At 63.6% G+C, this 15,026-nt stretch carries 12 protein-coding genes; 4 read left to right on the plus strand and 8 right to left on the minus strand.

The features are described from left to right. Positions 1-24: 24 nt before the first annotated feature. Both ntrC and LQ232_RS21035 read left to right on the plus strand, forming a co-directional pair. On the plus strand, positions 25-1,608 hold the full coding sequence (gene ntrC / locus LQ232_RS21030; protein WP_230182328.1) for a nitrogen regulation protein NR(I): 1,584 nt from the start codon (positions 25-27) through the stop codon (positions 1,606-1,608). A gap of 82 nt (positions 1,609-1,690) precedes the next feature. After that, positions 1,691-2,170: a glycine zipper 2TM domain-containing protein gene (locus LQ232_RS21035; protein WP_230182329.1), complete on the plus strand. Its 480-nt coding sequence runs from the start codon at positions 1,691-1,693 to the stop codon at positions 2,168-2,170. A gap of 8 nt (positions 2,171-2,178) precedes the next feature. Here the strand turns inward: LQ232_RS21035 and LQ232_RS21040 are convergent, their stop codons facing one another. The 3 genes from LQ232_RS21040 to LQ232_RS21050 are packed head-to-tail and all read right to left on the minus strand — an operon-like array spanning position 2,179 to position 5,214. Then, positions 2,179-3,327, minus strand: coding sequence for an ABC transporter permease (locus LQ232_RS21040; protein ID WP_230182330.1), 1,149 nt, complete (start codon positions 3,325-3,327; stop codon positions 2,179-2,181). Next, complete coding sequence (locus tag LQ232_RS21045; protein ID WP_230182331.1) at positions 3,305-4,237, minus strand: ABC transporter ATP-binding protein; 933 nt, start codon at positions 4,235-4,237, stop codon at positions 3,305-3,307. Before LQ232_RS21045 ends, LQ232_RS21040 begins: the two co-directional genes overlap by 23 nt. Beyond that, complete coding sequence (locus tag LQ232_RS21050; RefSeq protein WP_230182332.1) at positions 4,234-5,214, minus strand: HlyD family secretion protein; 981 nt, start codon at positions 5,212-5,214, stop codon at positions 4,234-4,236. The genes LQ232_RS21045 and LQ232_RS21050 overlap by 4 nt, the downstream gene beginning before the upstream one ends. A 120-nt stretch (positions 5,215-5,334) precedes the next feature. On the opposite strand from LQ232_RS21050, the gene LQ232_RS21055 reads away from it, so the two are divergent. After that, on the plus strand, positions 5,335-8,091 hold the full coding sequence (locus LQ232_RS21055; protein ID WP_371820341.1) for a M16 family metallopeptidase: 2,757 nt from the start codon (positions 5,335-5,337) through the stop codon (positions 8,089-8,091). Between the two features lie 59 nt (positions 8,092-8,150). Here LQ232_RS21055 and LQ232_RS21060 read toward each other — a convergent pair whose 3' ends face one another. The 5 genes from LQ232_RS21060 to LQ232_RS21080 all read right to left on the minus strand — a co-directional run bounded on the left by LQ232_RS21060 (position 8,151) and on the right by LQ232_RS21080 (position 14,039). Further along, a complete protein-coding gene (locus tag LQ232_RS21060; protein WP_230182334.1) occupies positions 8,151-8,489 on the minus strand; it encodes an H-NS family nucleoid-associated regulatory protein in 339 nt (112 codons plus the stop codon). Between the two features lie 147 nt (positions 8,490-8,636). After that, a complete protein-coding gene (gene mltB / locus LQ232_RS21065) occupies positions 8,637-9,809 on the minus strand; it encodes a lytic murein transglycosylase B (protein WP_230182335.1) in 1,173 nt (390 codons plus the stop codon). A 47-nt stretch (positions 9,810-9,856) separates the two neighbouring features. Then, entirely contained in the window at positions 9,857-11,986 is a 2,130-nt protein-coding gene (locus tag LQ232_RS21070) for a DUF3488 and transglutaminase-like domain-containing protein (RefSeq protein WP_230182336.1), read from the minus strand. After that, positions 11,983-13,074 (minus strand): DUF58 domain-containing protein, encoded by a 1,092-nt coding sequence (locus tag LQ232_RS21075; RefSeq protein WP_230182337.1) that lies wholly within the window; start codon positions 13,072-13,074, stop codon positions 11,983-11,985. The genes LQ232_RS21070 and LQ232_RS21075 overlap by 4 nt, the downstream gene beginning before the upstream one ends. After that, complete coding sequence (locus LQ232_RS21080; RefSeq protein ID WP_230182338.1) at positions 13,071-14,039, minus strand: MoxR family ATPase; 969 nt, start codon at positions 14,037-14,039, stop codon at positions 13,071-13,073. The genes LQ232_RS21075 and LQ232_RS21080 overlap by 4 nt, the downstream gene beginning before the upstream one ends. Before the next feature lie 49 nt (positions 14,040-14,088). Here LQ232_RS21080 and LQ232_RS21085 point away from each other — a divergent pair, with 49 nt between their 5' ends. Further along, complete coding sequence (locus LQ232_RS21085; RefSeq protein WP_230182339.1) at positions 14,089-15,024, plus strand: histone deacetylase family protein; 936 nt, start codon at positions 14,089-14,091, stop codon at positions 15,022-15,024. The last annotated feature ends 2 nt before the right edge of the window (positions 15,025-15,026 follow it).

Raw genomic sequence — 15,026 nt, forward strand, 5'->3', positions numbered from 1 at the left:
GGGTGCACTCACTGACAGGCCGGCATGAAACCTATCTGGATCGTTGACGACGACCAATCCATCCGCTTTGTGCTTGAAAAAGCGTTGGCGCGCGAAGACCTCCCGGTGCGCAGCTTCACGAATCCGCGTGACGTGCTGGCCGCCCTTGAAGATGACGAGCCACAGGTGCTGGTCTCCGACATCCGCATGCCTGGCGGGTCGGGCATTGATCTGCTGAGCAAGGTCAAGGCGCGCTTCCCCGGCTTGCCCGTCATCATCATGACGGCGTATTCCGATCTGGACAGCGCCGTGTCGGCCTTCCAGGGCGGCGCTTTTGAGTACCTGCCCAAACCGTTTGACCTGCCCAAGGCCGTGGAGCTGATCCGCCGCGCGGTGGACGAGAGCGTGCGCGAGGACGTCTCTGACGAGCGCCTGCAGCAAATGCCCGAGATGCTGGGCCAGGCCCCGGCGATGCAGGACGTGTTCCGCGCCATTGGTCGGCTTAGCCAGAGCAACGTGACCGTGCTGATCACGGGCGAATCCGGCTCGGGCAAAGAGCTGGTAGCGCAGGCGCTGCACAAGCACAGCTCACGCAGCAGCGGGCCTTTCGTGGCGATCAACACGGCGGCCATCCCCAAGGATTTGCTCGAATCCGAACTGTTCGGGCACGAGCGTGGCGCGTTCACGGGGGCGCAAACCATGCGCCGTGGCCGCTTCGAGCAGGCCGATGGCGGCACTTTGTTCCTCGATGAAATCGGCGACATGCCGTTTGACCTGCAGACGCGTTTGTTGCGTGTGCTGAGCGATGGCCAGTTCTACCGCGTGGGCGGCCACCACCCGCTCAAGAGCAATGTGCGCGTGATCGCAGCCACCCACCAGAACCTGGAAGACCGCGTGCGCCAGGGCGTGTTCCGCGAGGACTTGTTCCACCGTCTGAATGTGATCCGCCTGCGCCTGCCGCCCCTGCGCGAACGCCGTGAAGACGTGGCCGCCTTGGCGCGTTTCTTCCTGCAAAAAAGTGGCAAGGATCTGGGCGTGGATGCCAAACGCATCTCGGAACCGGCCTTGGCCAAGCTCACGGCCTTTGACTTTCCGGGCAACGTTCGCCAACTGGAAAACATTTGCCATTGGCTGACCGTGATGGCGCCCTCGCAAGTGATCGAGTCCAAGGACTTGCCGCCCGAGTTGATGGGCGTGCAACCCGCCGCCCCTGCCATGCCTGGCGGCCTGCCTGCCCCTGCGCAGGCTTCTTATGCGCCGCCAGAGCCGGTCGCACCGATGGCCGGTTTTGGCCCTTCTGACAGCCACGCCGTGGCGGTGCCCGTCGGTGAGGCCGTTGCGTTGGAGGCGCAGCATGCGCCAGCCAGCTCCTTTGCCGCCGCAGTGGCGCCCAGCATGCCCGCGATGGCCCCCGCCAACTGGCTGTCCGACCTGGAGCGCGAGGCCCGCGTCAGGCTGGAGTCTGGCGCCACGGATGTCTGGGATGTGCTGACCCGCCAGTTCGAGGCTCAGTTGATCCATACCGCGCTTGAGATCACGCGTGGGCGGCGCATCGAAGCCGCGCAAAAGCTTGGCATTGGGCGCAATACCATCACGCGCAAGATTCAGGAATTGGGCATCGAAGATTGAGGCCATTCGGGCTTGACCCGGTGTCAGCCGAGATCTTGGGGGATGCGTTAAAGTGACTTCATCGTCGCTGAGGACCATCCCCATGAAACGCTTTGTGATCGCCGCCAGTACCGGCCTGACGTTGGCCGTGCTGGCCGCCTGTTCCACCACCAGCCCCGACGTGGTCAAGCCGGGCGATGCGCAGCGTCTCTCCCAGGTGGAGGATGCCGTGGTGCTGAATGTTCGACCGGTCGTGGTGGAGGGCTCCCAAAGCGGGGCGGGCGCGGCCACCGGTGCCGTCATTGGCGGCGTGGGCGGCTCGGCGGTGGGGGGCTCGCGAGAGCAGGTGATCGTGGGGGTGCTTGGCGCGGTGGTGGGCGGCGTGGTGGGCAATGCTGCCGAGCGCTACGGCACCCGTGAGGATGCCAACGAGATCTTGCTGCAAATGAGCAATGGGCAACGCCGTTCCATCGTCCAGGCCAAGGGCAACGAGAACTTCAAGCCTGGCGATGCGGTGCTGTTGGTGACCACGGGCGGCAAGGTCCGCGTGATGCGGGCCCCGCCGATTCAACCGGCGCGCTGATCAGTCAATCAGTCCAGTGTCTGCCGATAACGCATCATGGCGATGGTGCCCACCACCACGGTGAACAGCGCCATTGGCCACAGCTGGGGCCAGATCTCCATCAAGGTCGAGCCCTTGAGCATGATGCCGCGCACCACCCGTAAAAAGTGGGTGATGGGCATGACCTCGCCCACCCACTGAGCCCAGGTTGGCATGCCCCGGAAGGGGAACATGAAGCCCGACAGCAGGATGTTGGGCAGGAAGTAGAAGATCGTCATCTGCGTGGACTGCATCTGCGTGCGCGCGATGGTCGAGAACAAAAAGCCCACCACCAGCGTGGCGATGATGAACACCAGCACCGTCAGGGTCAGCAGCAGGTGGTTGCCGAACATGGGGATGGCGAACAGCCAGCGCGAGGCGATGTAGACCATCAGCACCTGCAGGTAGCCGATCAGCACGTAAGGCATGATCTTGCCGATCATCACTTCCAGCGGCTTGACGGGCGTGGCCAGCAGGTTTTCCAGGGTGCCGCGTTCGCGCTCGCGGGTCATGGCCATGGCGGTCATCATCACCAAGGTCATGACCAGGATGATGCCCATCAGGCCGGGCACGATGTTGTACTGTGTGATGCCTTCGGCGTTGTAGCGGCGGTGAATGCGCAGCTCGAAGGGGGCAGGGCCCGCCTGCAGCCGGCTCAGGGGGCCGCGCAGTTCCGAGTTCAAGGCCAGGTTGGGCAGCAGGCTCAAGGTCGCCAGGGCGCCGCCTGAGGTGGATGGGTCGCTGGCGTCGCTGTAGACGGCGATGGCGGGGCGTTCACCACGCATCAGCTTGTGCGTGAAGTCAGACGGAAACACGAGCGCGAACTGCGCGTCGCCCTCGGCCAGCCAGCGCTCGGCTTCCTGCTCGGTGACGATGGCCTCGACGTTGAAGTAGCCGGTGTTTTCAACGGCCCGGATGATGCTGCGCACCATGGGGCTGGCATCGGGCGCCACGACCACGGTGGGGAGGTGCTTGGGGTCGCCATTGATGGCGTAGCCGAACATCACCAGCTGCAGCAAGGGGATGGCGACCAGCATGGCCAGGGTCAGCCGGTCGCGCTTGATTTGCACGAACTCCTTGCGCAGCACCGCCCAGATGCGGCGCCATGACAGCGGCTTATCGGTAATTGTCTTGTGCATGCTGGCTCAGGTGGATGAAGACGTCTTCCAGGCTGGTGGGGATGCTCTCGACCAGCCAGTCGTGCCGGGGCGACTGGGCTCGCAGCCAGTCGGCGAAATCCAAGAAGCTGGTGCTGCTGACGTGCACCGAGGTGCCAAAGGGAATGGCCATCCAGTCGTCGCTGTGGTTGGTCAGGCCGATGACCTTGTCGAGCTGTTCGCCGCGCACCTGCCAGGTTTTCAGGCCGGAGGTGTCGATCACGTGCTCGGCCGTGCCTGCGGTCAGCACCTTGCCGTAAGAGATGTAGGCCAGGCGGTGGCAGCGCTCGGCCTCGTCCATGTAGTGGGTGCTGACCAGCACGGTCAGGCCCTCGGCGGCCAGCAGGTGGATCTGGTGCCAGAAATCGCGGCGGGCTTTGGGGTCGACACCGGCGGTGGGTTCGTCCAGCAGCAGCAATTGGGGTTCGTGCAGCAGGCAGGCGCCCAGCGCCAGGCGTTGCTTCCATCCGCCGGACAATGATCCTGCCAGTTGATGGCGGCGCTCGGTCAGGCCCAGGCGCTCCAGTGTCTGCTCAACCTTTTGCCGGCCGCCGGGCATGCCATAGACCTCGGCGATGAAGTACAAGTTCTCTTCGATGTTCAGGTCTTCGTACAGGCCGAACTTTTGCGTCATGTAGCCGGTGCGCAGCTTGATCTGGCGCGATTGCGTGACCAGGTCGAAGCCCAGGCAGTGGCCCTGGCCGGCGGTGGGCTCCAGCAGGCCGCACAGCATGCGGATGGTGGTGGTCTTGCCGCTGCCATTGGGGCCCAGGAAGCCGCAGATCTCGCCGCGCCGCACCTGGATGTCGATGCCATCGACGACCATGCGGTCACCGAAACGCTTGCTCAGGCCTCGGACATCGATGGCCAGATCGGGAGTCCGCTCGCTCATGTCTTGGCGGCGGCAGGGGCGGGCGTCACGCTCAAGGGCTGGCCGGGCTTGAGGGTGTCGGAGGCCTGGTCATCGGGCGTGGCCTCGACCATGTAGACCAACTTGCCTTTGCTCTCGTTGCTGTAGATCACCGGGGGTGTGAACTCAGCCTGGGGGGACACATAGCGGATGGTGGCGGTCCCTGCGGTGCAGCCGTCGCAGTTGTAGCGCACGGCCTGCCCAACCTTGGTCTGGGCCAGGGCCTCCTGTGGCACGAAGAAACGCACCTTCACGGCGTGATCCGGCAGCAAGGCCACGACGGGGGCGCCCGCCGGCACCCACTCGCCTTGCCGATACAGCACATCGAACACGCGCGCGGCGACGGGCGCACGCCGCACCTTCTGATCTTCGGCCCAGCGCTGCTGCGACACCTGGGCCTTGGCGGCCTGAAGCTCGGCCTTGGCAGCGGCCACGGTGTCGGGGCGGGCACTGTCCTGGGCGGCGGCCAGTTGCGCCTGCAACTCGTGCACGCGGGCCGTGTCACGCGCCTTGGCGGCTTCCAGCTCGTCCATCTGCGAGGGCGTGATGAAGCCCTGGCGCACCAGATCCTTGTTGCGCTTGAGCTGCGCGGCCGAAATGGTCAGAGCCGCCTTGGCCTGGTCCAGCTGGGCCTTGATGGCTTTCAGTTCGTTCTGACGGCGCCCCTTGCCCAGGTCGGCCAACTGGGCGGCGGCCTTGCTTTGCTGCGCCTGGGCCGCTTGCTTGCCGTAGATTTCAGAGGCCGCGTCAATCTGGAACAGGTCGGCGCCCGCCCGCACCACATCGCCCCGCTGAACCTGAATCGTGCTGAGCACACCTGCACCCGAAGAGGCCAGGTAGACCAGATCAGCCTCGGCATAACCCGACCACGGCGTCACGTCATTCTTGCCACAGCCAGGCAGCAAAAAGAGCCCAGCCAGGCTGGCCAAAACGGTGACAGAACGTGAGCATCGGTTCATGTTGATGTGAAGTTTTGTGATGACAGCTGGGGCACCCATCAGCATAAGGCCTGAAACGGGAACCTTTCGGGCCCACGCCTACACTGAACCGCATTGCCACCATCCGATCCCGTCGGCGCCGTGATGACTCCCATCCGATCAAAAAATGCATTTGCTTCTGTGTTGAGCCTGGCCTTGGCCACGGCCTTGATGAGCCCGGCGCTGGCCAAAGGCCCGGTCGCCTCCACGACCTTGAGCCAGGTCACCGCGGTGGAAGGCATCCGTGAATACCGCCTGCCCAATGGCTTGCAGGTGCTGCTGATCCCCGATGATTCCAAACCCACGACCACCGTCAACGTGACCTACCGTGTGGGCTCGCGCCACGAAAGCTATGGCGAGACGGGCATGGCGCACCTGCTGGAACACATGCTGTTCAAGGGTTCTCCCCGGCATCCCCAAGTGTGGGGTGATTTCAACAAACGTGGCTTCAGTGCCAATGGCTCCACGTCTTACGACCGCACCAACTATTACGCCAGCTTTGCCGCCAACGACGAGAACCTGCGTTGGTATTTGGAATGGCAGGCAGATGCCATGGTCAACAGCTTCATCGCGCGCAAGGACCTGGACAGCGAAATGACCGTGGTGCGCAACGAGATGGAAATGGGCGAGAACTCGCCCAGCCGCGTCTTGTTGGAGAAAACAGTGGCCTCCATGTACCAATGGCACAACTACGGCAAATCCACCATCGGTGCCCGAGCCGACGTGGAAGGCGTGGACATCAGCCATTTGCAAGCCTTCTATCGCAAGCACTACCAGCCCGACAACGCGACCCTGATCGTGTCGGGCAAGTTCGACCAGGCCAAGGTGCTGGCCTGGGTGCAGCAATACTTTGCCGTGATCCCCAAGCCCAAGCGCGTGTTGCCCTCGTTGTACACGCTGGACCCGGTTCAGGATGGCGAAAGGGCCGTGACCTTGCGCCGCGTGGGCGGCGTGCCGCTGCTGTACGCGGGCTACCACGTGGTGCCTGGCGCCCACCCCGATTTTGCGGCGGTGGAGTTGCTGGAGGTGATCATGGGCGACAACCCATCCGGGCGCCTGCACAAGCGCCTGACCGACCAGCAATTGGCTGCTTCGGTGTTCAGCTTCTCACAAGCCCTGGCCGACCCGGGCTTCATGATCATGGGGGCTCAATTGGCGCCCGGCCAAGACATCGAGGCCTCTCGAAAAGCCTTGCTCGACGTGGTCGAATCGGTGGGCCGCGAGCCCATCACCCAGGAAGAACTCGACCGCGCGCGCACCAAATGGCTGAACGACTGGGACATGGGCTTTGCCGATTCGCAGCATGTGGGCGTGGCCTTGTCCAGCGCGGTGGCCCAAGGCGACTGGCGTTTGATGTTCCTCAGCCGTGATCGCGTCAAGGCGGTCAAGCTGGCTGATGTGCAACGCGTGGCCCAGCAGTACCTGGTGCAGTCCAACCGCACGGTGGGCGAGTACCTTCCCACTGCCACGCCGGTCCGCGCGCCGACGCCCCAGCGCGTTGACGTCGTGGCCATGCTGAAAGAATTCAAGGGCCAGGATGCGGGCGTGCAGGCCGAGACTTTCGTGGCCAGCCCCGCCAACATCAACGCGCGAACCCAACGCCTGACCATCGAGCCAGGTTTGAAAGTGGCACTGTTGCCCAAGACCACCCGTGGCCAGGCCGTTAGGGCCACCCTGACCTTGCGCATGGGTGATGAAAAATCACTGGCCAATTGGGGCGAGGTGCCCTCGGCCTTGGGCGAGCTGCTGGACAAGGGCAGCAGCACCTTGTCCCGACAGCAGGTCCAGGATCGGATGGACGCCTTGCAGGCCGAGGTGTCTTTCCAGGCCGACGATGGCACCTTGAGCGTGGGCATCTCGACCAAGCGCGAGAACCTGCCCGCCGCCATCGAGCTGGTGGGCGATCTGTTGCGCCACCCCAGCTTGCCAGCCGATGCCTTGGAAGAGATTCGTCGCCAGGCCCTGACCGGCCTGGAAGGGCAGCGCAAAGAGCCCCAGGCGGTCCTGAACGAAGCCTTGTCGCGCCATGGCAACCCTTATCCACGCGGTGATGTCCGCCATGCCCGGACCTTTGACGAGATCGAATCCGATTGGCGTGCCGTGAAGATCGAGCAGGTGCGCGAGTTTCACACCAAATTCGTGGGCGCCAGCCAGGCTCAGTTTGCCGCGGTGGGCGATTTTGACGCCAAGGCCGTGACCTTGGCTTTGCAGCGTGCTTTGGGTGGGTGGAACAGCCAGCAAGCGATAGCACGCGTGCCATCCCCTTTGATACCCGTGCCGCCCGCGCGCCTGGTGTTGCCCACGCCCGATAAACAGAATGCGGCCATGCAGGTGCTGCAAGACTTGCCATTGAATGATTTGCACCCAGACTATCCCGCTTTCATGCTGGCGAATCATCTACTGGGCTCTGGCGGTGATTCCAGATTCTGGAATCGCATCCGTGAAAAGGAGGGTTTGTCTTACAGCGTTTACAGCGCGGTGCAATGGAATTCGATCGAACCCAATTCTCAATGGATCGCCGCGGCCATTTTTGCGCCGCAAAATCGGGACAAGGTGGAAGCAGCTTTCCGCGAGGAAGTTGCCAAAGTGTTGGCCCAGGGGTTTACGCAGGCCGAGTTTGAGGCAGGGAAACGCGGACTCTTGAATTTCAGGCAATTGTCACGCGCGCAAGATGCGCGCTTGGCGGCGGCCTGGGTCAGCAACCTTTACCTGGACCGCACATTCGAGGTGTCTGCCAAAGTGGACGCCGCCTTGGAAGCCCTGACCCTGGACCAGGTCAACCAGGCATTGAGGCGTTATCTCAAGCCCGATCAATTCGTGTTTGGGCTGGCCGGGGATTTCAAGGACAAGGCCCCATAAAAAAAGCCGGCGCACCAGCGTCGGCTTTTTTGCAGAATCAACCAGAGGTTGATTCAAATTCAGATCGCGAAATCTTCGAGTTTCTTGCCCGATGCCACAGCGGCTTGAACCCACTTGGGTTGCAGGCCACGGCCAGTCCACGTCTCGCCCGTGGCGGTATTGCGGTATTTGGGGGCGACCTTGCGGCCAGCACTGGCCGAAGGTGCCTTGCCCGTGCCGCCGGCCTTGCCGCCGCCCAGGTCTGCCAAGGTCAGGCCATGCTCGGCCATCAGTGACTTGACTTGGGCAATCACGCCAGCACGCTCGGCGCGGCGAGCATCTTGCAATTGTTTATCGAGTTCGGCCGATTGCTTTTCGAGGGCGGCCTTTTTTGCCAGAAGATCTTGGTAGTTGCTCATGAAGAGTCCTTGTGACCCGCAGTCGAGGGCGTTGAATACTTATTGAGGGAATCAGAGCGGGACGTTAAACGCCACAGTCGAATTTTAAGCACAAATATATTCAGTCTGCAAATCAGGCCTCAATTTTTTTAAATGGCGGGCCGGAACTCAAGGCAAATTGCTCACATCCCGTGACACGGCCTGCCCCAGTTGAATCACCGCCAAGGCGTAATAGCTGGATTGGTTGTAGCGGGTGACCGCATAAAAATTGTCCGTTCCTGCCACATATGTGGGGGCCGAATCGCCATTTTGAAGTTTCACCAAAGCCAGCAAACCCGTGTGGGTTTGGGCTGCATCGGGAAGCACGGCACTCAGGCCTTGCATCTGAGTCACGCTGAAGCTGGGCACGATGTCAGGCGCGAGCAGTTTGGCCAGGGCATCCGCATCGGTGGGCGGGGTTACTTCGTAGTAGATGGGCATGTCTTTTTGCCAGCCATGCTCTGCCAGGTATTTGGCCACGCTGCCAATCGCGTCCACGGGGCTGCGAAGCAAGTCAATGCGGCCATCGCCATCAAAATCAATGGCGTAGTTGCGCACTGAGCTCGGCATGAATTGCGGTAAACCCAGCGCCCCGGCGTAAGAACCCAACACGGTGGTGGGATCCATGTTTTGTTCGTTGCACAGCTTTAGAAAGTGACCCAATTCTTTTTGAAAGAAAGCACTTCGGTCGCTGCGTCCTTTTGGAAAGTCCAAACCCAAGGTGGTCAAAGCATCCAGCACCCGGTAATTGCCCGTTTGGCGACCGTAGATGGTTTCCACGCCAATGACGCCGGCGATGATGCTGGCGGGTACGCCCCAGCGGGCTTCCGCACGCCGCAGGTCCAATTCGTAAGTGCGCCAGAAGGTCACCCCGGCTTTGATGCGTACGGGATCGATGAAGCGGCTGCGGTAAACGGCCCAGTTCTTGGCCGTGCCGCTGGGCGCGGGCATGATGAACTTGGTAATGCTCTCTTTGAAGCGCGCTTGAGACAGCGTGGAAAAGACCCAGGCCGGGTCCAGCTGAAACTCTGCCGCGAGGCGATCGGCCAGTGCGCGCGCATCGTCTCTTTGCGAGTAGTTGCCGGGCTCCACGGCGGCCACCTCGGTTTGCATCAGCATTGGCGCGGCAACCGCTTGGCCGTCGGGTGTCTCTGCGATGGCTTGCGCAGCTTCAGGCAAAGCCGGGGCCTGGGCGGCTTCGGGCTCTGGCACGGGCGTGCTGGCGCAGCCACTCAAGCCCAGGACCACAGCGCAAGGCAGGGTCAGGCGAAGTCGAAAAAAGAAGTCGGTCAATGTCGTCATGAAGGCGCGTGATGTCTGATGGCGCCGCCATGCGGGCACCTCGGACCTCAGTGTGCCCGATGCCGAACCTTGGCTCGTTGCACGCGCCACTGGCGGGCGTTGTCTTCGATGGACCTGATCAGTGGTTTGGCCAGAGCCAACAGCTGGCGTGGCTTGATGCTTTGGCCGGTGGCATCTTGGCTTGGGCCATAACGCAGGGCGTCCAGCGCCTGAAGCGCCGACACCGTTTGGCGCACCAGTGTTGCCTGGCGTTCATCGGCGGCAGGGCCCATGTTTTGCAAGACCCTGGCCCAGCTCAAGGCATATGCCGGCGCCTGGCCATCGGGCGGCGGAAAGCCTGCCTTGACCAAAGCCCGGTGCACGCTCCAAAGGGGGCGCAGCCAGGGCGATTGATGGAGGCGTTCCCGGGTGAGCCAAAGCCAGCCCACACCGGCCAGGGCAATGCCTGACAAGGCGATGGTCAAGGCGCGTGCCACGTCCGTCCAATCGTTGGCATCCCACCCCAGCTTGCCCAGCAATTGCTGCTGGCGGCCGCGTGAATATTGCAAAACCCAGACATTCCACCGGTGGTTGGTCGCTTCCCAGAATGCTTTGCCCTGGCGCCAGACCGGTGAGTCGAACTCGGGCAGGGCGCCAGCCAATCCGGTTCTGGGCGCGGCCAGCGGGCGACTGCGGTCAATGCGCTCGGGGGCGACCGCGGCGGTGGGGTCGGCACGCACCCAGCCTTCTCCGGCTTGCCAGTATTCGGCCCACGCATGGGCGTGGCTGTTGCGGACGATGTACAGGCCGTTGACGCTGTTGAGCTCCGCGCCTTGGTAGCCCGTCACCACCCTGCTGGGCACCCCCATGGCGCGCATCACCACCACGAAAGACGAGGCGAAGTGCTCGCAAAAGCCAGCGCGTCGGTCCAACCAGAACCGGTCGACCTGGTGCGGCTGCGCTTGGTTTGGCGAGGTTTCGTCATCGCCCGGCGCCAGGGTGTAGCTGTAGTTTTCTCGGCGGATGTGGGCCAGCACGGCTTGCACCAGTTGGCGCGGACTGGCTTGTGCCAGGGCAGGATCGCGGTGCATGTTCTGGGCCCAGGCGATGGTGCGTGGGTTGTACCCCTGTGGCAATTGCACCCAGGTGGCCAGCTCCGACGGCGTATGGTTCACGCCATGGCGGAAATGGGTCCAGGCCTGCGCATCAAGCTGAATGCGCTCATGCAGGGGTGCGCCCATGGTCCAGGCCAGCCCTTGGCGCTGCAGCCGCAAGGCCGCTTGCTGCGCCGGTGTCTGAACTTTCAGCGTGGCTTCCAGCAGTGGCAAGATCCTGGCGTGGGTCGCCTCCATCGTGAGTTGGTAGCGGATGGCGGGGCCGCGGGTCTCGATGGGCGCTGGCTCGGTGTCTTCGGGCTCACCTCGGCGCACTCGCCGTGTGCGCCAGGTCTTGCCATCAAAGTCGTCCAGCACAGGCCCCCGGAAATACATCTCCGATGGGGCGGGGGGCGGGCCTTCAAAGCGCAGGTGCATGGCGATGCTGTCGTCCAGGGCCAATTCGGCCACATTGCCCAGGGTCAAGCTGTCGGACAAGCCTGACCGGGCCTGCGCGTCCGAGGGCAGTGCCCAGAGCGGTCCAATGCGCGGGAACAGCAGAAACAGCACCAGCATCAGGGGCGCGCCCCAGACCAGCGTGCGGCCAGCTTCGCGCGACACGGCCAGCAGGGAAGGGCGGCCCAAAGGCCGTTGCGCCAGCACCAATGAGGTCATCAAGCCCCAGACGGCCAGCGCCATCAACACGGCCAGCACGATGCTTTGCGAATACAGAAACTGCGTCAGGATCAGGAAAAAGCCCAGCGAGGTCACCACGAAGGCGTCGCGGCGGGCGCGCAGCTCCAGCGTCTTCAAGCCGGTCAGCACGACCACCAAGGTCACACCTGCTTCACGGCCAAACAGCGCCCGGTGGGTCATCAGCGTGAGCCCCACGCACACGGCCAGGGCGGCCAGCAGCACCCAGCGTGGCGGCAGACGACCATCGCGCCAGGCCATGTGAGCCCGCCACAGCATGGCCAGCGTGGCTCCTGCGGAACACCACAGCGGCAAGCGGGCGGCATGGGGCGCCATGATCAAGGCCAATGTGGCCAACAGCCACAAGGTGTCGCGTCCTTCGCGGCTGATGGCCAGGCGGGGGGCCCTCATGCGCGCTTCCTTCGGGGTGGCGGCTCCACGATGCCCCAGGTGGCCAGGGCGTCCAGGCAGGACCGCAGGTGAGCACTGCCTTGTGCACACTCGATGGTTTGGCCCGGCAACTTCAAACCATAGGCCATGCCCGTTTGCTGGTCAGCCAGGATCACCCAGCTGGCCAGGCGGCTCAGGCGCGCTTCGGCGTCCAGCCCCTGTAGTCCCGGGCTGTGCTCCCAATCCAGCCATAAATCGGGCGTGCGGCCAGCGGCAGGCTCCCGGCTGACCAGCCCTGTGCCCGCGGCCAGCGCGTGGCTTGATTTTTTCCAGGCTATCCAGCGCAGCGGGTCACCACGCCGGTAGGCCCGCAAACCTTCGGGCATCTCGGCCGAGGGAATGAAGGGGCGCACCGTGTGCGCGTCTGGCACCTCGCTGGCGCTGTCGGGCAGGGGCGGAGCGAAAGGGTCGAGTGCTGGCCAGACCAGCACCCTGCCTTGAGGCCGCCAATACCCCCAGGCCCGGAACAGCCCAAGGGGGTAGCGGCTTTGCAGCGTCAAGCGTGGCAGGTCCAGCCAGCCACGCAAGGCGGCGGGCACGTCCATCTCCACGGTGGTTTCGCTGGCAGGCCCCACCTCGCACTCGACCTTGGCCTCTTCATGCGAAGCGATGCCTGCTGCAATCGGCCGCGTCACCCGCAGCTCCAGGCCAAAACGCCCCCGGCGCTTGCCCGTGTGGGCCAACACCACGCCCACCCTCAGCACATCGCCCGCGTGCAGGCTGCGCAACGGCAGCAACCGCAGGCTCAAGCCGCGCACATTGGCGTGCGTGATGTGCATCGTCATCAAGGCCGCCCCGCTGACCATGAAGGTCAGCGCATAACCCAGGTTGATTTGTTCATTGATGGAGGCCAGCAGCATCACCATGATCACCACCGCGAACCCCCAGCCCGCTGGCGTGGGCAGGATGTACAGGTTGCGCTGGGTGAAGGTGACCTGCTCGCGCGGGTGCAAGCGCGCCTCCCACCATTGGCGCCACCAAACCTGCGGCAGTTGCACCAGCCACTTGAAGGGATCCAGCAGACGACCGGGACGCCAGCCGCTGCTCATGGCACTTGGGTGGCCTCCAGCAGCGCGCGAGCCTGAGCGGTGGCGCTGCGGCCGGATTGCGGCAGAGAGATCAAGCGGTGCGCCACGGTGGGCACCCACAAGGTCTGAATGTCTTCAGGCGACACATGGCCACGTCCCAGGAACAAGGCGCGTGCCCTGGCGAGCCTGAGCAATGACAAGCCCGCCCGTGGGCTGAGCCCCTGGGCGAACCAGCGGCCGTCGCGTGTGGCCGTGAGCAGTGCTTGCAGGTAGTCGAGCAAGTCCTCGGCCACATGGATGGTGTTCACCTTGGCCTGCCAAGCGGCCCATTCACTGGGCGACAGCAAGGGCTGCAGGTGTTGGATGGCTTGGCGTCGGTCTTCACCCATCAACAAGGCGCGTTCAGAGGCGGGGTCGGGGTAGCCCAGCGACAGGCGCATGGCAAACCGGTCCAGCTGAGATTCAGGCAACGGGTGCGTGCCCAGTTGTTCGGACGGATTCTGCGTGGCGATCACGAAAAACGGCGAGGGCAGGGGGCGTGTTTCGCCCTCCACGGACACCTGGCGTTCTTCCATGGCTTCCAGCAAGGCGCTCTGGGTGCGGGGCCCCGCCCGGTTGATTTCGTCGGCCAGCAGCACCTGGACAAAGACCGGGCCGGGGTGGAACACGAATTCTTCGCGCTGGCGTTCATACACGCTCACACCGATCAAATCGGATGGCAGCAAATCGGCCGTGAACTGGATGCGTGAGAAACTCAAGCCTAAGCAACGCGCCAGGGCTTGCGACAGAGTGGTTTTGCCCACGCCCGGCACGTCTTCGATCAGCAGGTGGCCACCCGCCAGCAGGCAGATCACGCTCAGCGTGACCTGGTCTCGTTTGCCCACGATGATCGTGCTAATCTGATCAACAAGCTGTGTGATCTGCGAGGCCTTCAAGGCGGCGGCGCTGGACGCTGCGGCAGGGATCGGTTCGGTGCGAAGAAGCATGGCATTACCTTAACCCAAACCGGCGGGCCACACCGCGCTGGACTGACCCATGTCGACCGGTTATTTCACCCATCCCGATTGCCTGGCCCACGACATGGGCCACGGCCACCCAGAGTGTCCTCAGCGCTTGCTGGCCATCGCCGATCACCTCAGGGTCCAGGGCCTGGATGCCCTGATGTCGCAGCGCGAAGCACCGCTGGCCAAATTGTCTGACCTCAGCCTGGCCCACGAGAGCAACTACGTGACCACGCTGGATGACTTCCTGCACCAGCTGGAGGCCACGGGTGACACACGTGCGCTTGACCCCGACACCCTGGCTTGCCCGGGCACCCGCTCTGCTGCATGGCGAGCTGCAGGCGCGGCCGTGGCCGCCACTGACGCCGTCATCGATGGGCAACTGGACAATGCCTTTTGCGCGGTGCGCCCCCCAGGCCACCACGCCACACGCCGGCAGACCATGGGCTTTTGCCTTTTCAACAACGTCGCCGTGGCGGCCCGGCATGCCCTGGACGTTCGGGGCCTCAAGCGCGTTGCCATCGTGGATTTCGATGTTCACCATGGCAACGGCACCCAAGACATCATGGCCGACGACGATCGGGTGCTGATGGTCAGTTTTTACCAACATCCTTTCTACCCTTACAGTGGGGAAGAGTGCCGCGCAAGCAACATGGTCAACGTGCCCGTGCCCGCCCGCAGCAATGGCAAGGTCGTCCGCGAAATCGTGGAGACCTACTGGCTGCACCGGCTGGAGTTCTTCCAGCCCGAGATGATTTTCATCTCCGCCGGCTTTGACGCCCACCGCGAGGACGACATGGGCGGCCTGGGCCTGGTCGAAGCCGACTACGCCTGGATCACCAGCAAAATCATGGCTGTGGCCAAACGCTTTGCCAAGGGCAGGATCGTCTCCTGCCTGGAAGGTGGCTACAACCTGGACGCCCTGGGCCGCAGTGTCGCGGCCCATCTGCGCGTGTTGATCGACGAATGACC

Source organism: Aquabacterium sp. CECT 9606, from assembly GCF_918741295.1.
Taxonomy (GTDB): domain Bacteria; phylum Pseudomonadota; class Gammaproteobacteria; order Burkholderiales; family Burkholderiaceae_C; genus Aquabacterium.

Coding starts and splice junctions, on each gene's coding strand:
- ntrC (WP_230182328.1), top strand. CDS start 25: ATGAAACCTATCTGGATCGTTGACGACGACCAATCCATCCGCTTTGTG.
- LQ232_RS21035 (WP_230182329.1), top strand. CDS start 1,691: ATGAAACGCTTTGTGATCGCCGCCAGTACCGGCCTGACGTTGGCCGTG.
- LQ232_RS21040 (WP_230182330.1), bottom strand. CDS start 3,327: ATGCACAAGACAATTACCGATAAGCCGCTGTCATGGCGCCGCATCTGG.
- LQ232_RS21045 (WP_230182331.1), bottom strand. CDS start 4,237: ATGAGCGAGCGGACTCCCGATCTGGCCATCGATGTCCGAGGCCTGAGC.
- LQ232_RS21050 (WP_230182332.1), bottom strand. CDS start 5,214: ATGAACCGATGCTCACGTTCTGTCACCGTTTTGGCCAGCCTGGCTGGG.
- LQ232_RS21060 (WP_230182334.1), bottom strand. CDS start 8,489: ATGAGCAACTACCAAGATCTTCTGGCAAAAAAGGCCGCCCTCGAAAAG.
- mltB (WP_230182335.1), bottom strand. CDS start 9,809: ATGACGACATTGACCGACTTCTTTTTTCGACTTCGCCTGACCCTGCCT.
- LQ232_RS21070 (WP_230182336.1), bottom strand. CDS start 11,986: ATGAGGGCCCCCCGCCTGGCCATCAGCCGCGAAGGACGCGACACCTTG.
- LQ232_RS21075 (WP_230182337.1), bottom strand. CDS start 13,074: ATGAGCAGCGGCTGGCGTCCCGGTCGTCTGCTGGATCCCTTCAAGTGG.
- LQ232_RS21080 (WP_230182338.1), bottom strand. CDS start 14,039: ATGCTTCTTCGCACCGAACCGATCCCTGCCGCAGCGTCCAGCGCCGCC.
- LQ232_RS21085 (WP_230182339.1), top strand. CDS start 14,089: ATGTCGACCGGTTATTTCACCCATCCCGATTGCCTGGCCCACGACATG.